General features: G+C 64.3%; 27 protein-coding genes. 13 read left to right on the forward strand and 14 right to left on the reverse strand.

Annotated elements, in window-relative coordinates:
- Positions 1-40: 40 nt before the first annotated feature.
- The 7 genes from FFI89_RS15355 to FFI89_RS15385 form a co-directional block, all read right to left on the reverse strand.
- A complete protein-coding gene (locus tag FFI89_RS15355) occupies positions 41-1,204 on the reverse strand; it encodes an MFS transporter (protein WP_138837877.1) in 1,164 nt (387 codons plus the stop codon).
- The gene (locus FFI89_RS15360; protein ID WP_210249121.1) at positions 1,201-2,370 is read right to left on the reverse strand and encodes an MFS transporter; all 1,170 of its coding nucleotides are present in this window, start codon (positions 2,368-2,370) and stop codon (positions 1,201-1,203) included. Before FFI89_RS15360 ends, FFI89_RS15355 begins: the two co-directional genes overlap by 4 nt.
- A 62-nt stretch (positions 2,371-2,432) precedes the next feature.
- Entirely contained in the window at positions 2,433-3,794 is a 1,362-nt protein-coding gene (locus tag FFI89_RS15365) for an NAD(P)-binding domain-containing protein (RefSeq protein WP_138837879.1), read from the reverse strand.
- 49 nt (positions 3,795-3,843) lie between these two features.
- Positions 3,844-4,161 carry a helix-turn-helix transcriptional regulator gene (locus FFI89_RS15370; RefSeq protein WP_138839299.1) on the reverse strand — a complete coding sequence of 106 codons (318 nt, stop codon included), beginning with the start codon at positions 4,159-4,161 and terminating at the stop codon, positions 3,844-3,846.
- 111 nt (positions 4,162-4,272) lie between these two features.
- On the reverse strand, positions 4,273-4,497 hold the full coding sequence (locus FFI89_RS15375) for a GDCCVxC domain-containing (seleno)protein (protein WP_138837881.1): 225 nt from the start codon (positions 4,495-4,497) through the stop codon (positions 4,273-4,275).
- A gap of 4 nt (positions 4,498-4,501) precedes the next feature.
- Entirely contained in the window at positions 4,502-4,786 is a 285-nt protein-coding gene (gene merP / locus FFI89_RS15380) for a mercury resistance system periplasmic binding protein MerP (RefSeq protein ID WP_138837883.1), read from the reverse strand.
- Between the two features lie 13 nt (positions 4,787-4,799).
- Positions 4,800-5,186 (reverse strand): mercuric transporter MerT family protein, encoded by a 387-nt coding sequence (locus FFI89_RS15385; protein ID WP_138837885.1) that lies wholly within the window; start codon positions 5,184-5,186, stop codon positions 4,800-4,802.
- A gap of 48 nt (positions 5,187-5,234) precedes the next feature.
- Here FFI89_RS15385 and FFI89_RS15390 point away from each other — a divergent pair, with 48 nt between their 5' ends.
- The 5 genes from FFI89_RS15390 to FFI89_RS15410 are packed head-to-tail and all read left to right on the forward strand — an operon-like array spanning position 5,235 to position 8,495.
- A complete protein-coding gene (locus FFI89_RS15390) occupies positions 5,235-5,687 on the forward strand; it encodes a helix-turn-helix domain-containing protein (protein ID WP_138837886.1) in 453 nt (150 codons plus the stop codon).
- 48 nt (positions 5,688-5,735) lie between these two features.
- The gene (locus tag FFI89_RS15395; RefSeq protein WP_138837888.1) at positions 5,736-6,098 is read left to right on the forward strand and encodes a helix-turn-helix transcriptional regulator; all 363 of its coding nucleotides are present in this window, start codon (positions 5,736-5,738) and stop codon (positions 6,096-6,098) included.
- A complete protein-coding gene (locus tag FFI89_RS15400; RefSeq protein ID WP_138837890.1) occupies positions 6,091-6,783 on the forward strand; it encodes an MIP/aquaporin family protein in 693 nt (230 codons plus the stop codon). The genes FFI89_RS15395 and FFI89_RS15400 overlap by 8 nt, the downstream gene beginning before the upstream one ends.
- On the forward strand, positions 6,780-7,187 hold the full coding sequence (arsC, locus tag FFI89_RS15405) for an arsenate reductase (glutaredoxin) (protein WP_138837892.1): 408 nt from the start codon (positions 6,780-6,782) through the stop codon (positions 7,185-7,187). Before FFI89_RS15400 ends, arsC begins: the two co-directional genes overlap by 4 nt.
- Before the next feature lie 48 nt (positions 7,188-7,235).
- The gene (locus FFI89_RS15410) at positions 7,236-8,495 is read left to right on the forward strand and encodes an adenylate/guanylate cyclase domain-containing protein (protein WP_138837894.1); all 1,260 of its coding nucleotides are present in this window, start codon (positions 7,236-7,238) and stop codon (positions 8,493-8,495) included.
- A 38-nt stretch (positions 8,496-8,533) separates the two neighbouring features.
- Here the strand turns inward: FFI89_RS15410 and FFI89_RS15415 are convergent, their stop codons facing one another.
- The gene (locus tag FFI89_RS15415; RefSeq protein ID WP_138837896.1) at positions 8,534-10,111 is read right to left on the reverse strand and encodes a winged helix-turn-helix domain-containing protein; all 1,578 of its coding nucleotides are present in this window, start codon (positions 10,109-10,111) and stop codon (positions 8,534-8,536) included.
- 235 nt (positions 10,112-10,346) lie between these two features.
- Between FFI89_RS15415 and FFI89_RS15420 the strand changes: the two genes are divergently transcribed.
- The 3 genes from FFI89_RS15420 to FFI89_RS15430 all read left to right on the forward strand — a co-directional run bounded on the left by FFI89_RS15420 (position 10,347) and on the right by FFI89_RS15430 (position 13,606).
- The gene (locus FFI89_RS15420; protein WP_138837898.1) at positions 10,347-11,213 is read left to right on the forward strand and encodes a class I SAM-dependent methyltransferase; all 867 of its coding nucleotides are present in this window, start codon (positions 10,347-10,349) and stop codon (positions 11,211-11,213) included.
- Between the two features lie 112 nt (positions 11,214-11,325).
- The gene (locus FFI89_RS15425; RefSeq protein WP_138837900.1) at positions 11,326-12,234 is read left to right on the forward strand and encodes an alpha/beta fold hydrolase; all 909 of its coding nucleotides are present in this window, start codon (positions 11,326-11,328) and stop codon (positions 12,232-12,234) included.
- Between the two features lie 58 nt (positions 12,235-12,292).
- Positions 12,293-13,606: an O-acetylhomoserine aminocarboxypropyltransferase/cysteine synthase family protein gene (locus FFI89_RS15430; protein WP_138837902.1), complete on the forward strand. Its 1,314-nt coding sequence runs from the start codon at positions 12,293-12,295 to the stop codon at positions 13,604-13,606.
- Between the two features lie 89 nt (positions 13,607-13,695).
- Here the strand turns inward: FFI89_RS15430 and FFI89_RS15435 are convergent, their stop codons facing one another.
- Positions 13,696-13,929, reverse strand: a complete 234-nt coding sequence (locus FFI89_RS15435) for a DUF1127 domain-containing protein (RefSeq protein WP_210249122.1) — start codon at positions 13,927-13,929, stop codon at positions 13,696-13,698.
- 445 nt (positions 13,930-14,374) lie between these two features.
- Between FFI89_RS15435 and FFI89_RS15440 the strand changes: the two genes are divergently transcribed.
- The gene (locus tag FFI89_RS15440; protein ID WP_246669466.1) at positions 14,375-15,784 is read left to right on the forward strand and encodes a serine hydrolase; all 1,410 of its coding nucleotides are present in this window, start codon (positions 14,375-14,377) and stop codon (positions 15,782-15,784) included.
- Between the two features lie 13 nt (positions 15,785-15,797).
- Here the strand turns inward: FFI89_RS15440 and FFI89_RS15445 are convergent, their stop codons facing one another.
- The gene (locus FFI89_RS15445; protein ID WP_138837906.1) at positions 15,798-17,012 is read right to left on the reverse strand and encodes a multidrug effflux MFS transporter; all 1,215 of its coding nucleotides are present in this window, start codon (positions 17,010-17,012) and stop codon (positions 15,798-15,800) included.
- A 194-nt stretch (positions 17,013-17,206) separates the two neighbouring features.
- Positions 17,207-18,457 carry an MFS transporter gene (locus FFI89_RS15450; protein WP_138837908.1) on the reverse strand — a complete coding sequence of 417 codons (1,251 nt, stop codon included), beginning with the start codon at positions 18,455-18,457 and terminating at the stop codon, positions 17,207-17,209.
- A 430-nt stretch (positions 18,458-18,887) separates the two neighbouring features.
- On the opposite strand from FFI89_RS15450, the gene FFI89_RS15455 reads away from it, so the two are divergent.
- Positions 18,888-19,946 carry an HAD family phosphatase gene (locus FFI89_RS15455; RefSeq protein ID WP_138837910.1) on the forward strand — a complete coding sequence of 353 codons (1,059 nt, stop codon included), beginning with the start codon at positions 18,888-18,890 and terminating at the stop codon, positions 19,944-19,946.
- Positions 19,947-20,240: 294 nt separating this feature from the next.
- Positions 20,241-21,617: an Nramp family divalent metal transporter gene (locus FFI89_RS15460; RefSeq protein ID WP_138837912.1), complete on the forward strand. Its 1,377-nt coding sequence runs from the start codon at positions 20,241-20,243 to the stop codon at positions 21,615-21,617.
- Here FFI89_RS15460 and FFI89_RS15465 read toward each other — a convergent pair.
- Positions 21,614-22,390: an arginyltransferase gene (locus tag FFI89_RS15465; RefSeq protein WP_138837914.1), complete on the reverse strand. Its 777-nt coding sequence runs from the start codon at positions 22,388-22,390 to the stop codon at positions 21,614-21,616. The two genes, FFI89_RS15460 and FFI89_RS15465, sit on opposite strands and share 4 nt — an antisense overlap.
- Before the next feature lie 136 nt (positions 22,391-22,526).
- A complete protein-coding gene (locus tag FFI89_RS15470; RefSeq protein WP_138837916.1) occupies positions 22,527-23,072 on the reverse strand; it encodes an RDD family protein in 546 nt (181 codons plus the stop codon).
- 223 nt (positions 23,073-23,295) lie between these two features.
- Between FFI89_RS15470 and FFI89_RS15475 the strand changes: the two genes are divergently transcribed.
- Positions 23,296-23,931, forward strand: coding sequence for a DUF6151 family protein (locus tag FFI89_RS15475; protein ID WP_138837918.1), 636 nt, complete (start codon positions 23,296-23,298; stop codon positions 23,929-23,931).
- A gap of 6 nt (positions 23,932-23,937) precedes the next feature.
- Here FFI89_RS15475 and hemB read toward each other — a convergent pair whose 3' ends face one another.
- The gene (hemB, locus tag FFI89_RS15480; protein ID WP_138837920.1) at positions 23,938-24,999 is read right to left on the reverse strand and encodes a porphobilinogen synthase; all 1,062 of its coding nucleotides are present in this window, start codon (positions 24,997-24,999) and stop codon (positions 23,938-23,940) included.
- 217 nt (positions 25,000-25,216) lie between these two features.
- On the opposite strand from hemB, the gene FFI89_RS15485 reads away from it, so the two are divergent.
- Positions 25,217-25,708 (forward strand): DUF6163 family protein, encoded by a 492-nt coding sequence (locus FFI89_RS15485; RefSeq protein WP_138837922.1) that lies wholly within the window; start codon positions 25,217-25,219, stop codon positions 25,706-25,708.
- The last annotated feature ends 4 nt before the right edge of the window (positions 25,709-25,712 follow it).

Here is a 25,712-nt window from a genome sequence, read left to right on the forward strand (position 1 = left end):
AACCTGCCGCGAAGGGAAGCGTAAAACGGGCACGCCCGCGTCACGTCCCGGAGCGGGGCGGGCTGGCGGGCACCAGGAACAGCGCCAGCAGCGCCAACAGGCTGAGCGTGGATGACACGATCAGAACGCGGCTCCCCATCGTGTCGATCAGGAGGCCGAACACCAGGGGAGCGGCCGCCTGCGCCATCCGTGCCGGCGCACCGATGATGCCGAGGCGATAGCCGTAATCCTTTGGCCCGAAGATCGCGAGGGGCAGCGTGCCGCGCGCGATGGTCAGGATGCCGTTGCCGGTGCCGTGAAAGATCGCAAACAGGCTGGCGGCGCCACCGCCGGCCAGCGCCAGGATGGCGGCGCCGATCGGATGCGTGATGCAGGCAAGCCGGGTCGAGACCAGCGGATGAAAACGGCTGAGAAAGCTCGCCTCGAAAATCCGCGCCGCGACTTGCGCCGGGCCGATCAGGGCGCCGGCGAACACCGCCTGGCCCGGGGTCGCGCCCGCGGCCTCCAGAATGCGCGGCAGATGCGCCGCCATGGCGCCGGTGACAGCCCAGGCCGCCGCAAACACGAACGCCAGCACGATCATGGTGCGATCGATCGCGATGTGCGGCTTGACGGCAGCGGCGACCGCCGCCTTGGCGCCGGTCACCGCCGGCAGCGTCAGCCAGTTAAGCGGCAGGCCGATCAGGATATGCGCGGCGGCCCAGGCAAAGCAGGTGTTGCGCCAGCCGATGGTTTCCAGCCCCCAGGCGGACAACGGCCATCCGATCGTCGAGGCAAAGCCCGCGATCAGGGTGATGCCGGTGATCGAGCGGCGCGCCACGTCGCCATAGATGCGCCCCAGCGCGGCAAACGCCGCGTCGTACAGGCCGGCGCCCATGCCGACGCCGAGCACCAGCCAGGCCGCGACGAGCATGGGGATCGACGTCGCGAATCCGAGCAGCACCAGTCCTGCCGCCAGCACCAGATTGGATATCGACAGCACCGACCGGCCGCCGACCAGATCGATCTGGCGTCCGATCCGCGGGCCGAGCAGGGCCGACAGCACCAGCGACGCCGAGAAGGCGGCGAATACCCAGTTCGAGGACACCCCGAGATCGCGCGCCATCGGATCGGCCAGGATCGCCGGCAGGTACATGCTCGAGGCCCAGGCCAGCGTCTGCGTGGTGCCGAGCGCCAGGATGATGGGAAGAGGGCGCGGGCTCATGGCCGGGATACCTGACTTCTGGACCAATAGAGCGCCAGCGGCCCAAGCAGGATGCCGGCCGCCAACACCGCGAAGGCCGCCGTCCAGGCCGATGCATTGAGCGGACCGCCGGTCGCATCCAGCGCCACGCCGATTGCCCAGGCGCCGAGCGCCGACAGGCTGAAGCCGACGGTCGAATGCATGGCCATGGTCGCGCCGCGGAAACTCGGATCCGCCGCCATCGACATGCCCGACGTCAACGCGCCGGAATCGGCAGGCACCGTGATGGCATAGGCCAGAATCAAGGGCAGCAGCAGCCAGGGCGATTGGTCGGCGAAGACGCCGATCATGAGCGCCACGGCGGCGGAACTCAGCATGACCGCGGTGATCGCGCGATGGCGGCCGAAGCGCAGTGCGAATTCATTGCCGAGAATACTGGCGGGCATGGCCAGCAGCGAGAACACCACGCTGACCACGATCGGCGTCAGCAGCGGGACGTTGGAATGGCGCATCGAGACGAAGGTCCAGAACGCGACGATCCAGGTCCGGATGCCGTAAAGCTCGAAGCAATGCGCGCCGTAGCCGAGTATAAATCCCATCGCCTTCCGGTTCTGGAACACCGGTGCAAAATCGAGCAGGCGGCCCGTCGCTGGCTTCGGCGCGACCGGCCGCAACAGCCAGCACGTCGTCAGCATCACCAGCGGGCCGGCGGCGGTGACAAAAAAGGCGGCGCGCCATCCCCAGCCTTCGGCGACCAGCTGCGATACCAGGAAGGAGAGGCCGACGCCGAAAGAGAAGCTCGACGTGTACAGCGTGATGGCGCGGGATGAATCCCCCGGCGCCAGCCGATCCGTCAGCGCTTTGAGGCCGGGCATATAGGCGCCCGCAAAGCCGATACCGGCAATCGCGTTGAAGAAGGCGCCGGACCAGAGGCCGCTCGCAAACAGACCAAACAACAGCGTGCCAAGGCTGCTTACCGCCGATCCCGCGATCAGGATTTTACGGGCATCGATGCGATCGGTCAGCGTTGCCAACACCGGTACCGTCAACATGTAGCCGGCGGCGCCCGAACCGGCGAGGAGGCCAGCTTGCGCGCCGGTCAGGTGCCATTCCGGAATCAGGAAACCAGCAAGAATCGACGGCACGACGACGTGGGGAAGCAGGCTGCCCAGCTGTCCCACGCACATCGCGATGATAACCGAACGACCCTCTAAGGTAATCTCGCTGTCCCCCCGCGCCTGGCGACGCGCTAACCGCAGCCGCATCCGCTCTCGCCTTGTTGTTTGGCATTTGCATCCGCGACGCAACAGGCGTCAACCGCCGACGGCGCCGGTCCACCGCAGCACTGACTTGCGCTGGGCGCAGCCGAACGACTGCAGACACCGGTTTCGGGCAACACCAGTTCGACGCGCGCGGCGGCCTCGCGGTCTCCGGCGATGTCGGCGGCGATGGAACGGACCTGCTCATAGCCCGTCAGCATCAGGAATGTCGGCGCGCGGCCGTATGATTTCATGCCGGCGAAGTAGAAACCCGGTTCGGGTTGCACCAGTTCGCGCGCGCCATGCGGCCGGACGGTGCCGCAGCTATGCTCGTTCGGATCGATCAGCGGCGCCAGCGCTACCGGGCACTCGATCGCAGGATCAATCTGGATGCGCAGTTCGCGGACGAAATCGAGATTGGGCCGGAAACCGGTCGCTACGACGAGTTCGTCGACCGCAACCTCACGACGGCTGCCGTTCGAGCCGGACCCGAGCAGCAAGCGCGGTCCGTCGGCAACGATATCGGAAACACGAAATTCGGCTTCGAGCCTGATACGGCCTTCAGCGACGAGGGCTGCGAAGGCGGAGCCGAGTTCACCGCGCGCGACAAGCTTGTCGTTGGCGCCACCACCGAAGGCCTTGGCGGGATCTTTGCCGCGCAGCAGCCAGATCGGCCTTGTCTCGGACGATTGTTCGGCAAGCCAAGCGAGGTCGATCAGGGTGCCGATCGCCGAATGTCCGGCGCCGAGCACCGCAACCCTCTTGCCGGCATAGCGCGAACGTTCCTTCCCGAACACGTCAGGCATGCCATATGCGATCCGCGCGGCGGCTTGCGGTTCACCGATCGCAGGCAGGCCATTGGCGCCTGCCGGATTCGGCGAATGCCAGGTACCGGATGCGTCGATGATGGCGTCGGCGCTGATAATTTTCGGCCCTTGTCCGTTCTGGTAGCGGATCTCGAACGGCGCCGTCTCGCGGCCTTTGCTCTTCAACTTGTCGAAGCTGGCGCGGCTGATACCGGTGACGCGACTGCGCGTTTGAATGTGGTGGGCGAGGGCCGTCTTGCTGGCCAGCGGCTCGAGGTAGCGCTCCACCAGTTCGGCGCCGGTCGGATACTGATGCGGATCAGGAGAATTCCAGCCGGTCGGCGACAGCAGTCGCTCGGCCGCGCGATCGATGTTGTATTCCCAGGGCGAGAACAGCTGAACGTGGCCCCACTCACGAACGGCGTGACCGACATTTTCGCCGGCCTCAAGCACGATCGGCCGCAGGCCTCGCTCCAGCACGTGCGCGGCGGCAGCAAGACCGACCGGGCCGGCGCCGATAATCGCAACCGTCTTTGCCTCACGCATGCTGTTGTCCTGTTAAACTAGAAATATCGAAATTATCGGCAACGCAACATCACGCCGCGGACTTCTCATCCTTGCTTTTGGAAACGCCGGCGCAGCATTCGGCGACCAGAAAGCCAACCAGATCCCGCATCACCTCGTAATTGGCGTGGCAGACCAGCGTGGTTGCCTCACGCACCTGGTTCACCAGGCCCACGATCACCAGCGCCTTGATGTGATGGGAGAGGGTGGAGGGTGCGATTTTCAGCTTGTCCTGCAAGCGCCCGACAGCCATCCCGGCGTCGCCGGCGCGGATCAGCATGCGGTAGATCTTGAGCCGAGTCGGGTTCCCCAGCGCTTCGAGATGGGCGGCGGCGTCATCGAGTTTCATGGCGATATCCAACCATGGGAATTTCGAGTCGTCAACCGTATTGCCAGTATTATCGAAATAATGAATTGGGCACGCCACGATGCCGTCGGCCAGCGCCCCGGCCATGGCTTGTTATGCACAGCAGGAGGCGGCGCCGGGTTCGCCCGAGCGCGCCGCCTGTATCGGCGGGCACGGCACCGAGCCGTAGGAGCAGAACACGCAGCAATCGCCCGCCTTCGGCTTCAGCTTTGTTCCGCAGCCGGTGCATATGTAAAAGAACTGGCAGGCATCGGTCGGCATCGTCTCGGATTTGGCGGTGGCGCAGATCGGACAGGTGATGGTCGATTGAAGAATCATCGGATCAGCTCTTGGGAGCGGAAGGATAACCGGCATTGGTCGTCGCCGAAGTCAGTCGGTTCACCTCGGTTTTGGTATCGTCATAAATGACCGTTGCCGTCTTGTCCTTGTAGGACACCCCAACTTTGGTAACACCCGGGACCGCCTCGAGGCTTCCTTTGACGATCGAAGGGCAGGCCGCGCAGTCCATATTCTTCACAGCCAGAGTGACGGTCTTTTCCGCAGCAATTGCAGCCGACGAAACGACGATGCCAACCGTGAATACGGCGCAGGCGAGAAGTCTGTTCATTTGGATTTTCCGATCATGGATTGAGGAGCAGGGGGGCGATGAAATCGAAGCCCAGAGCGATGAAGACGAGGATCGTTGCCAGGATGAGTCCGGTCTTGACGATCCGGTTTGACAGCGGTCGCGCGCAGGATTGGCCCTCGACACAGGCAACCCGCGTGGATCGATAGACCAGCCAGTAACCGTAGCCCAGCAACGCCATTGTCGCCGCGATGAACCACGGCTGATACGGTGCAAGCCGCGTGAAGTTGCCGATCCACGCGCCGCTGACGCCCAGGCTAAAGAGGATGAGCGGCAAGATGCAGCACGACGAGGCCGCGAGCGCGCCAAGCAGGCCGCCCGCCGCCGCGAGCCCCGGTCGATGCCGCATGTCGCCAATGTGATGGTCTTGATCGCGTGCCATGGGGTATAGGATGCATCCTGTAGCGACTACAGGATCAAGGACTGTTTCATGCGCGCCATCACGTCTTCGCGAGCCGAGAGTCTGCCGATCGGGGAACTGTCGAAGCGCTGTGGCGTGAAGATCGAGACCATCCGCTACTACGAGCGGGTGGCGATGCTTCCGGCGCCAACCCGAACGGCGAACGGCCGCCGGGTATATGGCGCAACAGACCTCCGAATCCTGACTTTCATCCGGCGTTCGCGCGAACTCGGGTTTTCACTCGAGGATATCCGCGCGTTGCTGCGGCTTGGCGGGCCTGAAAAAGCCTCGTGCCGCGACGTACGCGAGATCGCCGCGCATCATCTTGCGGACATCCGCGCCAAACTCGATGACTTGACCAGGATGGAACGACTACTGTCCCGGACCGTGGCGCTCTGTTCCGGCAGGACGGCACCGGATTGTCCGGTGCTGGACATTCTCGATATTCGGCGGCCTCAATCGAAACGAAGCTTGGAGCCGTAGCTGCGGCGCAGCTTGACGGGCGCTCCATATATCCATAAGTCTCGATATATGGAATCGGAAGCCGCCATTCTCGCGCTCGCCGCGCTCGCCCAATCCACCCGTCTGGATGTCTTCAGGCTGTTGGTGAAGCACGAGCCGGAGGGGCTGGCGGCCGGCGACATCGCCAAGGCGCTTGCCGTGCCGCAGAACACGATGTCGTCGCATCTTGCGGTGCTGTCGCGTGCGGGACTGGTGACGGCGCAACGCTTCAGCCGCTCGATCGTCTACCGCGCCGATCTCGCATGCTTTCAGCAAGTCATGCTGTTCATGCTCAGGGATTGTTGCGACGGGCGCCCGGAAGTTTGCGCGCCGGTCATCGAAAGCCTCACGCTGTGCTGTCCGCCTGCCAGGAAGAAACGCGCGCATGTCTGAATTCGATCTATCACGCCGCCTTGCGGCCGAAGCGCTCGGGACGGCGCTATTGGTGGCGACCGTGGTCGGCTCCGGCATCATGGCCGAAAGCCTGACCAAGGACGTGGCGCTGGCGCTGCTCGGCAATACGTTGCCGACCGGTGCGATCCTGGTGGTGCTCATCACCATTCTCGGTCCGATTTCGGGGGCGCATTTCAATCCGGTCGTGTCGCTGGTATTTGCGCTGAAGCGCGAATTGACGCCGCGCGACGCGCTGCTCTACGTCGCCGCGCAAGTCGCCGGCGGCATCGCGGGAACCATGATGGCGCACGCGATGTTCGCGCTGCCGCTGGTCGATGCTTCCCTAAAAATGCGAACCGGTGGGGGGCAATGGTTTGCGGAAGCCGTCGCCGCGTTCGGTCTGGTCGCGACCATCCTGGCCGGCATCCGGTTCAACCGGTCAGCCGTGCCGTGGCTGGTGGGCCTCTACATCACGGCGGCCTATTGGTTCACCGCGTCGACCTCGTTTGCCAATCCGGCCGTTGCCATCGCGCGATCGATGACCAATACGTTTTCCGGCATTCGGCCGGCGGATCTGCCCGGCTTCATCGCGGCCGAGACCTGCGGCGCCGTCGTCGCCCTGGTCTTCATGGGCTGGCTGCTGCATGGCGGTGGCGAGGCCATCACAAAGGAGGCTCACTCATGAGCGTCACGATCTATCACAACCCCGCCTGCGGCACCTCGCGCAATACGCTGGCGATGATCCGGCAGAGCGGCGAGGAGCCCGAGGTCATCGAATACCTGAAGAGCCCGCCGAGCCGCGCCCGGCTGGTCGAATTGATCAAGGCGATGGGCATCGCCGCCCGCGAGCTGTTGCGCGAGAAGGGCACGCCCTATGCGGAGCTCGGGCTTGCCGATCCGAAATGGAGCGACGACGAACTGATCGATTTCATGCTCGCGCATCCGATCCTGATCAACCGGCCCGTGGTCGTGACCGCGAAGGGCGTGCGGCTGTGCCGGCCGTCGGAACGGGTGCTCGATCTGCTCGACCGGCCCGTCGCCAGCTTCGTCAAGGAGGATGGCGAGGCCGTCACGCGCGCGAAGTCCTGAGTTTCGGCACAGCCTTTTACTCGTCGCGATTGCGCGGCATAATGGCGTATGGAACTCACTCCCCGCCTGCAATTGATGAACTGGCTGGTCAGCCAGGGCCTTGAAGGTCTGCCCGAAAACGATCTGATCCGTGGCTTTTGCGAACGCTGTCGCGCCGAGGGCCTCGAGCTGTCGCGCGCGCTTGTCTTCATCGACACGTTGCATCCGATCTTCGAAGGCCGCGGCTTCCGCTGGAACGACACCGCGACCAACGAGAGCGACGCGTTCGAATACGGACCGACCGATCAGGGCGACAGTGCGAAGAACTGGCGGCGGAGTGTGTTCTACCACATGCTCGAAAACGGCCATGGGGAACTGGCGCTCGATCTCGCCGAAGGTGCTGCGCAGAATTTCGGCATGATCGAGGATCTCGCCGCCAAGGGTCACAAGCATTTCGTGTCCTTTGTGCACCAGTTCGGCGAGGCCGGGACCATGGGGCAGATGGACTGCGTCTATTCCTACTGGACGACGCGGCGCGACGACGGTTTCGGCGAGCAGGGCATGGCGGCGCTGCGCGATCTGGTGCCGGTGCTGGGGCTGGCGATCAAATCGGCAGCGCAGGCCGACATCGCCAAGACGCTGGGCCGGGTCTATCTCGGACGCGACGCCTCCGAACAGGTGCTGCGCGGGAGGATCATGCGCGGCGTCACCGAGCGCATCAATGCGGTGTTGTGGTTCTCCGACCTGCGCGGCTCGACCGCGATCAGCGAGGGCATGGAGCCATCCGAGATCATCCCGTTCCTCAACGATTACGCGCAGGCCTCGATCGACGCCATCCACGAGGCCGGCGGCGAGGTGCTGAAGCTGATCGGCGACGGCGTACTCGGGATGTTCACCCATGAAAACCTCGCGGTCGCCAAACGCGCGGCGCTGCGCGCCGAATATCGCTTTCGCCGCAACATGCGTACGCTCAACGTCCGCCGCGCGGCCGACCAGCGGCCAGTGACGACAGCCCATGTCGGCCTGCATGTCGGCGAGGTGTTTTACGGCAATATCGGCAGCGAGGACCGGCTCGACTTCACCGTGGTCGGGCCCGCCGTCAACGAGGTCAGCCGCATCGCCTCGATGTGCCGCTCGGTGGAGCGGGAATTGCTGATGTCCTCGGCCTTCCGTAGCGGGCTGGATGCCGCGGGGCGCAACTATCTGGTATCGACCGGCCGCTTCGCGCTGCGCGGGATCGGCCGCGCGCAGGACCTCTACACGCTCGATCCGGATATTGCGGCAGACGAGGTCGTGGCCGGGAAATACGAGCGCTACCTCGCGGGCTAGACCCGGATCGTCATTTTCTGCGGCCCGTCGGCGAGCGGCTAGGTCAGGCCGGCGCGCCGAAAACCTTCGATATAATGCTCGCGTTCGGCGGCATGTTCGAACGGCATCTGGCTTGCAAGCCAGGTCAGTGAAATATTCGGCTGCGCGCGGCGAAGCTCCTGCAATGCGGCCTTGGCGACGTCGCGCTGGCCTGCCATTCCCGCCGCTGCGGTCAGCACCCGGTGGCCGCCGGAGAAATCGTTTCGTTGCCGCAGCCCTTCGCGCGCCAGGCGGATCGCTTCGTCGTAGTTGCGGCCGACAAACTGGCAATAGGCGGCGACGCCACAATAGATCGCGGCGAACGGATCGCGCGGGCTGAATCTCAGCGCCTCGCGCGCGGCGCGATCGCCATCCTCCCAGCGCCCGCGATAGGATAGCGCCACGCCGTAAAGGCCGCGGGCCGGCGAGAAATTGGGATTGAGCCGCAGCGCGAGTTCGAACTCGGCGATGCAATCGTCGAAGCGTCGCGTGAACAGATAGACGCTTGCCAGCGCATAATGCGCCCAGGCGTCCTCGCTGTCGGCGCGGATGGCCGCCAGCGCCGCGCGTTCCGCAATCGGGACCGCGTCCGGCATCTCTTCCCACCCCATATGGGCGGAGAACGTATGGCAGGACGCCAGCAGGCTGAGCGCCTGGCCGTAGCCGGGATCGACCGCGATGGCCTTTTCGAGCAGCGCCTGCGCCACCAGGTTGTCCTGCCGCGTCACGCGCCAGTAATGCGACAGTGCGCGCATCACCAGATCCCAGGCGTCCATGTTGTCGGGCGCCTTGCGGCGCGCGTGAAAGTCCTCGGCGGCATATAGTTGCGGTTCGATCGCCGCCACCACGGCCTGAGTGATTTCGTCCTGCACGGCGAAGACGTCGGCGAGGCCGCGGTCGTAGCGTTCCGCCCACAGGTGACTGCCGGTGGCGACGTCGACCAGCTGGGCGGTGATGCGCACATGGTCGCCGTCCTTGCGCACGCTGCCCTCCACGACGTAACCGACGCCGAGTTCTTCGCCGATCTGCCGGTGATGGACGGACTTGCCCTTGTAGATGAAGGACGAGTTGCGGGCGATGACATAGAACCAGCGCAGCTTCGACAGCGCCGTGATGATATCCTCGGAGATGCCTTCCGAAAAATATTCCTGCTCGGGCTCGCCGCTGATGTTGACGAAAGGCAGCACCGCAATGGCTGGCCGATCCAGCGCCGGGAGTTGATGGCGCGGCGGTTCGCTCGCCTGGTCGGGCGGCTGCAGCCGCTCGACGGAGACTTCCACGCTGCCCCGCTGCACCTGGACGTCGCCGACAAAGCGAAAGCCCTTGCGCGCGATGGTGCGGATCACGGCCTGATCCTTGCCGCTGTCACCGACCGCCTTGCGGGCGGCATTGATCCGGCTGGTCAATGTGGATTCGGAGACGATACGGCCGTCCCAGATCCGCTCGATCAGATCGTCCTTGCTGACGACCCGCTCGCGGTTTTCGACCAGATAGATCAGGAGGTCGAACACCTGCGGCTCGACCGGCACGCCTTCGCCGGCGCGGGTGAGTTCGCGGAGATCGACATCGAGCACGTGGTTGGAAAAGTGAAATTGCACGAATTGGGTCCCGAATCCTGTTTTGACCGGCTTTGGAAGCCGTAAATCGGCATTTACCCCGCCGGCACCGCCCCGCCAGTGCGAAATCTCACACAAAGCGGCATCTCAGTGAAAAATCACGGTGCCCTCAAGGCAAAATCAGCCCGCCGTCAGAGTCTTTAGGTCTGCGCAGGGTCATGTTCGGTTCACCGCGGTTGCCTCCGTAGCCGCCGGGCGATCTCGAAGGGAGACTCCAATGGCCGGCCCCGCATCCGCAGCAACGAACCCGACCCAATCCGCCACCCAAGCCGCCAGTCTTGCCCCCGATCTCGTCGCGCTCAAGACGCGACAACAGGTCGCGTGGTCCTCGGGCAACTACGCCATCGTCGGCTCGACCCTGCAGATCGTCGGCGAGCAGCTCTGCGAAGCACTCGATCTCAAGTCCGGCTCGAAGGTGCTCGACGTCGCCGCCGGCAACGGCATGATGAGTCTGGCCGCGGCGCGGCGCTGGTGCGACGTCACCTCGACCGACTACGTGCCGGCCTTGCTCGATCGCGGCCGCGCGCGTGCGAGCGCCGAAGGCATGACGATCGCCTTCGAGGAAGCCGATGCCGAGAACCTGCCGTTCGACGACAACAGCTTCGATACGGTGGTCTCCACCTTCGGCGTCATGTTCACGCCGAACCAGGACCGCGCCGCGGCCGAGCTGCTGCGGGTATGCCGGCCGAAGGGGCAGATTGGCCTCGCAAATTGGACGCCGGATGGCTTCATCGGCCAAGTCTTCAAGACGCTGGGCAAGTATTTGCCGCCGCCGGCCGGCACCAAATCGCCGGCGTTGTGGGGCACGCGCGTGCGCATGACCGAAATGTTCGACGCCGGCGCGCGCTCGATCAAGGCGGAATCACGGCTGTTCAATTTTCGCTATCGTTCCCCGGCGCACTTCCTCGACGTGTTCAAGACCTTCTATGGCCCGGTGTTGAAGGCGTTTGCCGCCCTCGAACCGGCAAAGCAGGAAGAACTGCACGACGATCTGCACGCGCTGATCGTGCGCATGAACCGCTCCGGCGACGCCACCATGGTGGTGCCGAGCGAATATCTCGAAGTCGTCATCACCAAACGTTGATCGCGGGAATAGCCACCGACGACTCCAGATCCGGACCGTGGTGCGGTCCGGGTCGGAGCGGCGTCGCGCCGCAAGCTCAAGTCAACCCAACTCTACGATCAGGAATAGTCCGATGACGTCAGTGATACATGCCTCATTTGCGAAGCCCGTCAAAAGCACCGTCGTGGCGCTGCATTGCTCGCTCGGTTCGGGGCGGCAATGGACCAGGCTTGCCGACGAACTCGGGCGCAGCCACCCATTCATCGCGCCGGATATTTCCGGTTACGGCGCCAGCACCTGCGCGCTGGACCTGCCGCTGACGCTGGCCGAAGAGGTCAAATGCGTCAGCGGTCACCTCAACGACGCGGCCGGGCCGATCCATCTCGTCGGCCACTCCTACGGCGGCGCCATCGCCTTCAAGATCGCCACCGACTCAGCCTTCGCGCACCGGGTGCGCAGCCTGACCCTGATCGAGCCTGTGCTGCCGACGCTGTTGTGCGAGAGCGATGCGGATCGGCGGCTTCACGCGCGCTTCGCGCAGTTTGGGCGGGACGTTTCCGAAGACCTCTGGAACGGATCGGTGCTGGAAGCGATCGACAAGTTCATCGAGTTCTGGAACGGATCCGGACCGCAGGACCCGTTGCCGGCGAGCACGCGCCTGCGCATGATCGAACGCGCCGACAAGCTGGCGTTCGATTTCACCGCCGCGCTGTCGGAAGAAAACGTCACCATCGCAGCCGCCTCGCTTCGCGTGCCGACGCTGCTGTTTTCAGGTGGGACGTCGCCTTATTTCACCCAGCGCATCGTCCGGCGTCTTGCCGCGATCGTGGAAGGAGCCGAGATACGGCATTTGCCCGACGCGGGCCACATGCTGGCGCTTTCGCATGCCGCCGCGATCAATCCGGAGATCGCAAGGCACATTGCGCGGGCCGATGAACTCGCCGGGCTGTCGCTCGGACTTAGCCAGATCGAGGATCTGAAGCCGCCGCTTCGGTTCGAGCGCCGTGCGCTGTCCGACCGGGTCGGGGAAGAAAAATCCTGACACGACTGATTGACGACAACGACGTTGCATGAATTTCGTAACAACCGAGAGGACCAACATGCCGACCAACAGCAAGCATCCGGAAACGCTCGTCCTGCACTCCGGCTATCGCAGCGATCCCACCACGACCGCGGTGGCGGTTCCGATCTACCAGACCACCAGCTTCGAATTCCGCGATACCGCGCACGCCTCCAACCTGTTCGCCCTGGCGGAGCTGGGCAACATCTACAGCCGGATCGGCAATCCCACCTGCGACGCGCTGGAGACTCGGCTGGCCGCGCTTGAGGGCGGCGTCGCCGGCCTGGCGCTCGGATCCGGACAGGCCGCTTCGCTGTTCGCGGTGCAAAACATCTGTCACGCCGGCGATAATTTCGTCGCGTCCACCGATCTCTATGGCGGCACCTGGAATCTGTTCGCCAATACGCTGAAGACGATGGGGATCGAGTGTCGCTTTGTCGATCCGTCTGACCCCGAGAATTTCCGCCGCGCGACCGACGCGCGCACGCGCTGCTACTATGCCGAGACGCTTCCGAACCCGAAGCTCACCGTATTTCCGATCGCCGAAGTGGCGAAGATCGGGCGCGAACTCGGCGTGCCCCTGATCATGGACAACACCGCTGCCCCGGTACTGTGCCGGCCGCTCGATCATGGCGCTGCGATCGTGGTGCACTCCACCACCAAATATATCGGCGGCCACGGAACCTCGATCGGCGGCATCATTATCGACGGCGGCAATTTCGACTGGGCCAAGCACAGGGATCGCTTCCCGATGCTCAATACGCCCGATCCGAGCTATCACGGCGTGGTATGGACCGAGGCCGTGAAGCCGCTGGGACCGATTGCCTACATCATCAAGGCCCGCGTCACCTTGCTGCGCGATGTCGGTGCGCCGATGTCGCCGTTCAACGCTTTCATGTTCATCCAGGGACTGGAGACGCTGCCGCTGCGGATGCGGGTTCATTGCGAGAATGCCAATGCCGTGGCGAAGCATCTCGCCAGGCATCCGGGGATCACCAAGGTGATCCATCCCTCGCTGATGACCGGGGAGGCGAGGCGGCGCGCGGACGCGGTGTTGTCGCGTGGCTATGGCGCGCTGCTCGGCTTCGAATTGAAGGGCGGCATGGAAGCCGGCCGCCGGTTCATCGACGGGCTGAAGATGTTCTATCACGTCGCCAATATCGGCGACGCCCGCAGCCTTGCGATCCACCCGGCTTCGACGACGCATTCCCAGCTCTCGCCCGAGGAGCAGGCCATGACCGGCGTCACGCCGGGTTATGTCAGGCTGTCGATCGGCATCGAGCATATCGACGACATCCTGGCCGACCTCGACCAGGCGCTGGCCGATGTAGAGGGGCTCTCAAAGGCCGCCTGATGATGCGGCAAACAGACGGCGCGGAATAAACGATAAACGCGAAGGGCCTGCCGCGAGGCAGGCCCTTTTGGTTGCCGGTGGGCGAGCGCTCAATCTGGCTGGTGCGGGTTGCTCAAGGAGCCATCGATCTGCGACCGGAACAGCCCGATATCCCGCAGTTGCCGGTCGCCGAAGCTGAGCAGCATCTTTCGCGCGGCCTCGCGCTCCTGACGGGCGATCCAGGCCGCCAGCCAGTGGTTGACGCGGTTGCCAAGATAGGCTGCGAACTTGCGGCCTATGGGAACGGTCGCGGCAGAGCTGGGAATGTTGTTAATCATGGTCATGGCTTGTCATCCTGATATGGACTCGCCGAAGCGAGGATGATGACAACATGGCGGTTTCACCGGCCGAAGACTTTCAGGAAGCTTTGATTTGTCGTCCACCCGGGTTTGAGATACCCGCGATAGGTTGCGGACTTGTAATTTTACTTCCCCCTGGCCGTGCGATGTACTGACGGCCGGATTGCGCCAGACATATTGACTGAGAATCACCTGCGGTCAGGCCGATGATCGATCGGGCCGGACGTAACCTCTCGACGAGGCGGCGATGAAAAGCCCAAGCGTTTCCGGTCTGGGGATCGTGCTCGCCACGATCATGCTGACGGCTTCGATTTGTGGCGCTGCCGCGCAAGAAAAATCTCAAGAAAAATCGGAACAGAAGCCTCAAGTCAGCGCGGAACCAGTCTGGCCGACCAAGGGATGGCAAACATCCTCGCCGGAAGAGCAGGGCATGGATTCGGCTGATCTGGCCAAGCTGGTCGCGTACGGGACCAGCCGCCGCTTTGACAGCCTGCTGATCGCGCGCCACGGCAAGATCGTGCTCGATGCGTATTATGCGCCTTACAGCGCCGACATTCCGCACATCATCAATTCGTCCACCAAGGCCGTCATCGGCACCCTGGCGGCGATGGCGTTGAAGGACGGGCTGCTCGACAGCACGGACCATCCGGTGCTCGACTTCTTTGCCGACCGCAGCATCGCCAATTTGGAAGACCGCAAGAAAGCCATCACGGTCCAGCACCTGCTGGACATGACTTCAGGAATCGACTGGCGCGAGCCGACCGACGGTCAGCCGGTGACGTTCTTCCAGATGGAGCGCAGCCCGGACTGGACCAAATTCGTGCTCGACCTTCCGATGTCGGACGCGCCCGGCGATATCTTCAATTACAACAGCGGCAATCCGCATCTTCTTTCGGCCATTCTCACCAGGCTGACGGGGATGAGTGCCGAGGATTATGCCAAGGCCCGGCTGTTCGGCCCGCTCGGGATCGACGAATGGCGTTGGCGGCGCGATCCGCAGGGCGTCTCGACCGGTGGCAATGGCCTCGCGCTAAAGCCGCGCGACATGGCGAAGATCGGCTATCTCTATCTCAGGCGTGGCGAGTGGGAAGGCAAAACGCTGGTTCCACCTGGCTGGACCGAAAAGGCGAGTCACGCGACGATCGACATGAACCTGAAGTTCGAACCGGATTTCCGGTATTCGAACTTCTTCTGGGCGCTACCCAAGCGAAACGTCTACATGGCGGTCGGATATCATTGCCAGGTGATCATGGTGTTTCCGGCGCTGGATATCGTGGCGGTGACGACGGCCAGGGATTTTTATTCGTTCGGCGCCGTGACTGACTTCATCTCCGCCGCGGTCAAATCCGAGACCGCTTTGGCGCCGTCGCCAGATGGTGCAGACCTGCTTGCCAGCGCCGTCCGCGAGGTTTCGACCGAGAAGCCGAGCGAGGTGGGCGTAGCGCCCGATACCGCAGCTGCGATCTCGGGAAAGGTCTTCACGTTTCGCGGCAACGCGCTGGGGCTGAAATCACTCTCGCTGACGCTGGCCGGTTCACAGCCGCGCGTCGATCTGGAATTCTACGACCGCGACCCAACGGCGCCATCGCGCAAGGTTGGCGGTCCGATCGGGCTCGATGGGCTATACCAAAAGGGCGATATGACCCCCGCCGGCGTTTCGGCGGCGAAGGGAAGCTGGTCGAACGACCATACCTTCGTGCTTCGCCGCCTGATCCTGGGCGCGGGCTTGTCCGAGCAAATGTATACGCTGTCTTTCGACGACGGGAAGCTGAACGTCCGCGGGCAGGACCGCAATGGCCGCGAGGTGTCGGTCGATGGCGGATCGTGGCAGAGGTTCTGACCGGCTCCCGTCGTTAGCCGGCCTTGGCCCGCAGCGCGTACAGGCCGAACGCGAGCAGCGAAAACACCGTCAGCACCACGCCGAGCGCAAACAGCGCCTGGTGCGAAATCGTCGCCGCCAGCCAGACGCCGATCGCGGCCGACATCATCTGGAAGAAGCCGACCAGCGCCGACGCCGCGCCGGCCCGGTCGCCGAACGGCGAGAGGGCCTGCGCGGTCCCGAGTGGATTGACGATACCCATGCCGAGCAGGAACACGCACATCGCACCGAGGAACGGCAGGAAGGAGGGCGAGTACAGCGCGACCAGCAGGATCGCGATGCCGCCGGCGGCGGCTGCCCACAGTCCGCCCCGGATCGAGCGGTCGAGCCCGTAGCGCGGCGCCAGTTTTGTGGCGAGCATGCCGGCCGCGAACACGATCATCACGGTGCCGGCAAAGAACAGACCCAACTGGATCGGCGTGAACTGCATCGCCTCGATCAGCACGCGCGGTGCGGCCGAGAACATCGCGAACAGCCCGCCCATGATCAGGCTGACGGTGGTGGCCGGCACCACAAAACGCCGGTCGGTGACCAGGCCAAAATAGTTTTTCGCAATCGCCAGCGGATCGAGCGGGGTCCGCGTCGCATGATGGGTCTCGCCGAACACCGCGCCGTAGGCGAGCGCACCGAGGCCGGCAAAGGCGGCGACCAGCGCAAATTCGGAACGCCAGCCGAAGTAATGATCGAGCGCGCCGCCGAGCAGCGGCGAGAAGCCGGGCGCTGCCGCCATCGCGATCATGATCAGCGCCATGGCGCGCGCCAGCGCCGCGCCGGAGAACATGTCACGCGCAATGGCGCGCGACAGCACCGAGGTGGCGCAGGCGCCGGCCGCCTGGATGACACGGCCGGTCAGGAGACCCGGCAGATCGGTGGCGAGGCCGCACCAGACGCTGCCGGCAAAGAACACGGCGAATCCGATCAACACCGGCCAGCGGCGGCCGTAGCGGTCCGAGATCGGCCCGACCACGAGCTGGCCGAGTGCGAACACCGCGAGGAAGATGGTGATGGCCGAGGTGACCGCGGCACTCGTGACATTCAGCGACGCCGCCATCTGCGGCAGCGACGGCAGCAGGATGTTGGTGGCGAGCGTGCCGGTGGCGGCAAGCCCTGCCAGCACCGCGATCTGCACGAAGGTGGAGGACGCCTCCGGACGAGGGGCGGCGTCGATTGCGATGCTCTGGTCGGCCATGGAGGGTTCCCGCTGTGCTGATATTTAGATGATGAATATCATATTAAGCGGGCAAGGGAAGCGGCAATGGCGGATTGAGGCCGTCATTCCGGGATGGTGCGTTAGCACCAGACCCGGAATCTCGAGATTCCCCGATGTGCAATTGCACATCTGAGGTTCGATGCTTCGCGTCGCCCCGGAATGACGACTTTTCGTCAACACGCCCGCAGCGCGGGTCCGTCCCCGACCATGTCAGGCTGCCGCGCCAGCGACACTGCCGGCGACAGCAGGATCACCAGCGCCTGGGCGCCGAAGATGGCCGCGGCCAGATAGAGGCAGGCCTCGGCGCCGTAAAGGCCGCCGACGATGGCGCCGAGCGCGGAACCGAGCGGCCTGGCGCCATAGCTCATGATGTTGATCGCGGACACCCGGCCCAGCAGCGACGGCGGCGTCACCGACTGGCGCAAGGTCGTGGTCGAGATCACCCACAGGATCGGGCCGACGCCGAGCAGGAAGAAGCTCAAGCCCGCCAGCAGCGGCGTCGGAACGATCGTGGTCAGCGCCATCACGCAGGCGGCGACGAAGCCGGTCACCGGGCCGAGCCCGACCACGGTGCCGAAGGCCAGACGTTTCATCACCCGCGTCGCCAGCAGCGCGCCGACCACCATGCCGACGCCGTACATTCCCAGCGTCACACCGACACCGGTTGCCGATAGTCCGAGACGCCGGATCGCGTAGGGCACGAACACGGCGAGCAGCAGGAACGAAGCCGTGTTGAAGATGAATTGCGTGATGAACACCGGCCGCAGCAGCGGGTGATGCAGCACGAACGCCGCTCCCTCCCTGATATCCTGCAGCGGCTGACGCCGCGGCGCGGGTTGCCGTGCCGGCTCGTAGATGCCGGAGAGCAGCACCACCGCGGCCAGTGACAGGATCGCGGCGCATCCGAAGGCGGGCGCCGCGCCCACCCATCCGACCAGCACGCCGCCGAGCGCGGGCCCGCTCGCAAACGCCACGGTGCGCGCGAGCTCGATCCGCGCATTCGCCGCCGGCAGTTGTGGCGGCGTCACCAGCGACGGCACCAATGCCGGCGCGGCGACGCTGTAGGCAACAGTGCCGCATACCGCGACGAAGCCGAGCAGCGCCAGCAGCGGCAGCGTCATCAGGCCGAGCCAGATCAGCAGCAGTGTCGCGGCCAGCGCCGCCGCGCGCAGCGCCTCGGCGCCCGCCATCAGGTAACGCCGCGAAATCCGGTCGGCGAGCAGGCCGGCGGGAATCGCGAACAGGATGAAGGGCAGCGTCAGCGCGGTCTGCAGCAGCCCGGTCCGGCCTTCGCCGACGCCGAGCAGCAGCACCGCGACGATCGGCGCCGCGGCCAGCGCGATCTGTTCGGCGGATTGGGCGGCGAGGTTGGACCAGGCCAGGCGGTTGAAGGTCGCGGGCAGGTGGGGCGTGTCGGCGGACATGGGCGTGATTCCCTGAAGCATTCGGTTGGCCGCCACTGTCCGGTCCGCGGCGCGCCAAACCCACCCGATTCCCGACAACAAGGGGACCGATAATTGGAAATTCCAGACCACACGCCCAACGCTTCCACGCGTGGTGAAAAAGTTGCGCGTCGGCGCAATGATCGGGGATGACTGCTTGTGGCATTTTTGCGAAGTGGCGGCCGCCGCCGAGTAAGTCTGTTTATCGGGGTACACCGGAACTCAGCGGCGCATCGTCAAAACGGCGCGTTTGACCCGCACCGGACATTCGATCTGCCTGCCGTTTACGCATAGGCGGTGGCTACGATTTTCGTCAAACGTACTCGCGGCCCGTCGATTTGAATTAGGTCAAACACGTCCCGCTCTCCGCGACACGAGCAAACAGAGTTGTCATGCACAGGAGTAGATGAACATGAAGGAGGATATTCCGCGTGCCAGCATCGACCGTCGCACCTTGCTCTCGACGTTGGCGTTGCTTCCAGCCATGTCCGCGCCGCTCTTGTCGATCTCCGCGTCGGCCCAGACCACTTCAAGCGGCACATTGCCCTCTTGGAATGAAGGACCTGCTAAACAAGCGATCCTCGACTTCGTGCGAGCCACCACTGAGCAGGCCAGCCCGAAATTCGTGCCTCCGGAGGACCGCATCGCCACTTTCGACCAGGACGGCACGCTATGGGTCGAGCATCCGATCTATTCGCAAGTTGTCTATTGCCTAGACCGCGTGCCCGCAGTGGTAGAGGCGGACCCGAAACTCAAGAACGTCGAGCCGTTCAAAACAGTCCTGTCGGGCAACCGCGAGGCAATCGCCAAGCTCCCACTACATGACCTCGAGAAAATCCTCATCGCGACACTGACCGGCATGCCGGTGGAAGACTTCGAAGCCGAAGCAAGCAAATGGCTGGAAACCGCCAAGGACCCACGCTGGAAACGGCCCTATACCGATCTGATCTATCAACCAATGCTCGAAGTCATGCAGTATCTGCGTGGGAACGGGTTCAAAACCTACATCGTGACCGGCGGTGGCCAGGATTTCGTGCGTACTTATAGCCAGCGGGTATATGGCATTCCACCCGAACAGGTAGTCGGGACCGCTGGCGGTACAAAGTTCGGCTACCATAAGGACGGCACGCCGTTCCTGACCAAAGAGCCGAAGCTACTCCTGAACGACGACAAGGCCGGCAAACCTGAGGGGATTCACCTGATGATCGGCCGTCGGCCGTACGCAGCGTTCGGCAATTCGGACGGAGACCGGGAAATGCTTGAATACACCGGGGTTGGCGCTGGTGCGCGGCTGATGATGCTGGTGCTACATGACGATGCGAAACGCGAATATGCCTACGGCCCAGCCCAAGGATTGCCGAACACCAAAGTCGGGACCTTTACGCAAGCGCTCTATAATGAGGCAAAAAAAGACGGTTGGACCGTGATCAGCATGAAGAACGACTGGAAGAAGATTTTTTCGTTCGAATAGCTTCGGTCTTGCAGGTCCGGTTATGGGCACTTTTCGGAACTGGCCAATCTGACGAGTGATGTCCGTTTTTGGGGGAAGATCCGAAAATGACCCCATATGACGCAACCCAGAGGCGCCGTTCTCGCTGTGTCGCGATTGAGCGTGATGGAAGGACTGTCGCACGAGGGCGCGAACTTCGGACCCCATGATTAAGAGCCGTCTGCTCAGACAACCGAGCTATGCAGCTAGCCAACCCGGCCTAGATGCAGTTGCAAATGAGTTGCAATAAGGCCGGAGTTCGGTCATCCTGTTGAAATGGATGCCCGAACCCCCGAATTGCGCCCTCAAACCGCGCCCGCGAGCGCCGCCGGATGGCGGGCTGATGCGGCGGCCGATGTCCAGCCCAGCCTGCCGGAGGTCAACGCGACTGTCGCGGTCCCGGTCTTCGGCGGCCACTGGGCGCGCCGGCTGCTGGCCTTCCTCGGCCCGGGCTATCTGGTCTCGGTCGGCTACATGGACCCCGGCAACTGGGCGACCGACCTCGCCGGCGGTTCGAAGTTTGGCTACACGCTGCTGTCGGTGATCCTGCTGTCGAACCTGATGGCGATCCTGCTGCAGGCGCTGGCGGCCCGGCTCGGCATCGCCACAGACCGCGACCTGGCGCAGGCCTGCCGCGCCAGTTTTTCGAAGCCGGTGAACCTGTTGCTCTGGTTCGTCTGCGAAGCCGCGATCATCGCCTGCGATCTGGCCGAGGTGATCGGCACGGCGATCGCGCTGAAGCTGCTGTTCGGCATTCCCCTGATCGGCGGCGCGCTGATTACCGCGCTCGACGCCTTCCTGCTGCTGCTGTTGATGAACAAGGGCTTCCGCTTTCTCGAAGCCTTCGTCATTGCGCTGCTGGTCGTGATCGCGGTCTGCTTTGCGATCCAGATCGCGGCGGCGGCGCCACCGGTGGCCGCGATGCTGCGCGGATTTGCACCGTCGCCGGAGATCGTCACCAATCCGGAGATGCTTTACATCGCGATCGGCATCATCGGCGCCACCGTGATGCCGCATAACCTCTACCTGCATTCCTCGATCGTGCAGACCCGCGCCTATGAGCGCACGGACGAAGGCCGCCGCGACGCTATCAAATGGGCGACGGCGGATTCCACCATCGCGCTGATGCTGGCGCTGTTCATCAACGCTGCGATCCTGATCGTCGCCGCCGCCACCTTCCACTCCAGCGGCCATTCCGACGTCGCCGAAATCGGCCAGGCGTTTGAGTTGCTGTCGCCGCTGCTCGGGCTCAGTATCGCCTCGACGCTGTTTGCGGTGGCGCTGCTGGCTTCCGGCCTCAACTCGACCGTGACGGCGACCCTGGCGGGCCAGATCGTCATGGAAGGTTTTCTGCACCTGCGTCTGCCGAACTGGGCACGGCGGCTTGTCACCCGCGGCATCGCCATCGTGCCGGTCGTGATCATTACCGCGCTCTACGGCGAGCGCGGAACCAGCCAGCTTCTGGTGTTCAGCCAGGTCGTGCTGTCGATGCAATTGCCGTTCGCGGTGATCCCGCTGGTGCGGTTCGTGTCCGACCCGAACAAGATGGGCCCGTTCGCGATCTCGCGCTCGGTCGCGATACTGGCCTGGATCGTCGCCGGCATTATCGTGGCGCTGAACGTGAAGCTGCTCTTCGATATGTTGTTTGGCTAGTCCTGCGGCTCCGACAGCGCTTCGCCGGTCGCCTCGACGCGGAGCCATCCTGACGGCGCCAGCCGCTGCTGCGGCAGGAAGCGGCCCTTGTAGTCCATCTTCTTGGAGCCTTCGATCCAGTAGCCGAGATAGACGTAAGGCAGACCAAGCCTGCGGGCGCGGGTGATGTGGTCGAGGATCATGAAGGTGCCGAGCGAGCGGCTCTGCTGCGACGGTTCGAAGAACGAATACACCATCGACAGCCCGTCGCTGAGCACGTCGGTCAGCGCTACGGCGATCAGCTCCTCGCCGCGGCCGGTGATGCCTGAATCGACGCCGCGCTTGCGGTATTCGATGATGCGGGTTTCGACATGGCTGTCTTCCACCATCATCGCGTAGTCGAGCACGGTCATGTCGGCCATGCCGCCGTGGCGGTGGCGCTTGTCGAGATAGGCGCGGAACACCGAATATTGCTCGGACGTTGGCACCGCACTGCGCTGTTCGCCGATGACGTCGGCATTGCGCGCCAGGATTTTGCGGAAATTGCGCGACGGGCGGAACTCGTTGGCGATGACCCGGATCGAGACGCAGGCGCGGCACTGGTCGCAGGCCGGGCGGTAGGCGATCGACTGGCTGCGGCGGAAGCCGCCATGGGTCAGGAGGTCGTTGAGGTCGCCGGCCTTGTCGCCGACCAGATGCGTGAACACCTTGCGCTCGTGCCGGCCCGGCAAATACGGGCAGGGCGAGGGCGCCGTCAGGTAGAATTGCGGGGTGTCGCGGGAGTGCTGGGTCACGTCAGGTCGTCAGGCCTCCGAAGCAGGTACCGAAGCAGTTAAACCACAGCTTCGCGCTCCGGAGGCTAACGGTCAATTGGTTTACCTCGTGCATGATCCGGAAAAGTGGTGATCGGTTTTCCGGCCATGCTCGACCTCAATAGCTGCGCGCCGCAGGTGCGACCTGGGTCCGTATCGAGCTGTTGATAACCACGGCTCCCAGGATGACGTCGTGCAGCAGCCGGCGGCGGGCGTTGAACAGGCCGACCAGCAGCGCCAGCGGCGACAGGAACGAGACCGAGACCCAGAACAGCACGGCGTGGGTGGCGCCGAGCACGAAATAGCCGGGCTCGCCGTACCAGGTGCGCAGCTCCAGATCCATCACGCGCATGCCCATGGTGGCCGAATGCGGCCCGCCGATCGAGGCGCCGTAATAGACGATGGCCCAGACCACGGTAGCCGGCCATGCCAGCCAGAACAGCGCCCAGCCGAGCCCGAGCGTGATCAGGCCGAACACGGCGATGAAGAGGTAGCCGAGGATGACCGGCACCGACAACACGACGAGGTCGATCAGGAACGCAAAAACCCGCCGGGTCAGCACGCCGCGGAACAGTTCCGGCTGCAAATAAGGATCGAACGCATGCGGCGGGGCGCCGCCAGCATGTGAGTCGCCGCCGTCGTACCCCGAACCGCTATAAGACATGGTCAGTCCTCCAGACCGCATATTCCCGCAACGTCACATGGGAACCGGTCGCGCGGCCACAAGGGCTGTCGAACATTAACACGCCGCAATATTCCGGCGAATTGGGGGCGCTCCTGTCATTCCGGGGCGCGTCGAAAGACGCGAACCCGGAATCTCGAGATTCCGGGTCTGGTCCTTCGGACCATCCCGGAATGGCGGAGAAAGACAAAGAAGGACAGTCCGAATGAGCGCTCAGGTGGAATTGCGTTGCCGCTGCGGTGAAGTCCGGGCACGGGTCACGGGCGCATCGCCACGGACGGTCAATCGGGTGGTCTGCTATTGCGACGACTGCCAGGCCTTTGCGCACCGGCTCGGCCGCGCCGATCTGCTCAATTCGCAAGGCGGCAGCGACATCGTTCAGGTCGCGCCGGCCTCACTGGCTTTCCTGCAGGGACAACATCGGATCGTCGGACTACGGCTGGCGCCGAAAGGCCTGTTCCGATGGTACGCAAGTTGCTGCAACACCCCGGTCGGCAACACGCTCACGCCGGCTATTCCCTTCGTTGGAATCGTTGCGCAGGCCTTCGACAATGCGGCGCAGCGGGCCGACGACGTGTTCGGGCCGCCAACCGGCGCGATCCTTGGGAAATACGCGATCGGCGAGCCGCCGGCGGGCTCGACCGGCCTCAACCTGTCGCTCATCCTGCGCGCCATCGGCAAGGTGCTCGGCTGGCGCCTGCGCGGAAAAGCGTGGCCGCACCCGTTCTTCGAGAAAGGCGAGGGCCAGGCAATCTATCCGCTCACCGTGTTGTCGCAGCAGGAGCGCGAGGCGCTTCGCCCGCTATGCGGTCCGCATCCCGCCGCAGAGGCGGCGCGTTGAGCCGCGCTACGACTCCGCCTTCAGCTTCTCCGCCGCCTTCGGCGCAAAATACGTCAGGATGCCGTCGGCGCCGGCGCGCTTGAAGCCGACCAGGCTTTCCATCATCGCGCGGTCGCCGTCGATCCAGCCGTTGTTGGCCGCACCGGCGATCATCGCGTATTCGCCGGACACCTGGTAGACGAAGGTCGGCACCGCGAACGTGTCCTTCACGCGGCGGACGATGTCGAGATAGGGCATGCCCGGCTTCACCATCACCATGTCGGCGCCCTCGGCGAGGTCGAGTTCGACCTCGCGCAGCGCCTCGTCGGAATTGGCGCTGTCCATCTGGTAGGTGCGCTTGTCGCCGGTCAGCGTTTTCGCCGAGCCGATGGCGTCGCGGAACGGCCCGTAAAAGGCCGAGGCGTATTTCGCGGCATAGGCCATGATCTGCACGTCGAGGAAGCCGGCCTCGTCCAGCGCCTCGCGGATGGCCCCGACGCGGCCGTCCATCATGTCTGATGGAGCGATGATGTCGCAGCCGGCTTCGGCCTGCACCAGCGCCTGCCGCACCAGCACCGCGACCGTCTCGTCGTTGAGGATCCTGCCGTCCTCGATCAGCCCGTCATGGCCGTGGCTGGTGAAGGGATCCAGCGCCACGTCGCAGAGCACGCCGATATCGGGAAATTCCTTCTTGATCGCGCGCACCGACTGGCAGACCAGGTTGTCCGCGTTGAGCGCCTCGGAACCGTGCTCGTCGCGCAGCGACGCTTCCGTATAGGGGAACAGTGCGATGCAGGGGATGTTCAGCTTCGCCGCGCGCTCGGCATCGCGCACCGTCTGGTCGACGGTGATGCGGTCGATGCCGGGCATGGAGGCGACCGGGGTGCGGGTATTGTGGCCGTCGACCACGAACAGCGGCCAGATCAGGTCGTCGGTGGTCAGCACGTTTTCGCGCACCAGCCGCCTGGCCCATTCGGCCTTGCGGTTGCGGCGGGGGCGCGTGACCAGGTCGAGCGGCTGCGAGGAGAGGGCGGTTGGCCGCCGGGGCGTGTCGCGCATTTCGATCGGACGCCCGAATTTGATCGCCATCTGAAGGGTACTCCCGCAAGGCTAATTTGGAGGCTGATTTGGACTTGTTCCAGTTCTAGCATCTTGCGCATGCCTCGTCACCGCGGCCTTGATCCCGATCATAAGCAATTGATTTTGCCGCCCCGGCGGGCCAAGACTCCCCGGATGACGACATTTTCGCTTCCCATCCGCCCCGATTCCGAGGCCAACTTCCGAATGAGCCGCCGGGTGAACCGTCATGTCTGACACGTCAGCGCGCGACAGCCTGCGCGACCAGGCCCGCGACAACGCCAGGGACCGCGACAACGCGATGTCGGTGGCGGCGATCTCGTCGGAGCGGATCGAGCCCGACGACAATGGCTGGACGCGCCGGCTGGTGCTGTTCCTGCGCGTGATGGCGATCATCTCGATCGTCAAGGGTCTCTACCACTGGGCCCAGGTCACCGGCTTCATCGGCGGCGAGGAAGAGGCGTTCGAAAACCAGTCGATGGCCTGGCAGACCGCGACGATCTATTTCGCGGTGATCGAACTCGTCGCCGCCGTCGGCCTCTGGCTGGCGACGCCGTGGGGTGCGGTGGTGTGGCTCACGACCGTGGTGTCGATGGCGGTGATCGAACTGATGTTCCCGGGCATCTACGGCGGCAGCCTGACGGTGGTGGCGTTCGAAGCCGTGATGCTCGCCGCTTATCTGGCGCTCGCCTGGATGGCCGCGCGCGAACGCCCGCCATAGACAC

It is taken from the genome of Bradyrhizobium sp. KBS0727 (genome assembly GCF_005937885.2).
In the GTDB taxonomy this organism is placed as follows: domain Bacteria; phylum Pseudomonadota; class Alphaproteobacteria; order Rhizobiales; family Xanthobacteraceae; genus Bradyrhizobium.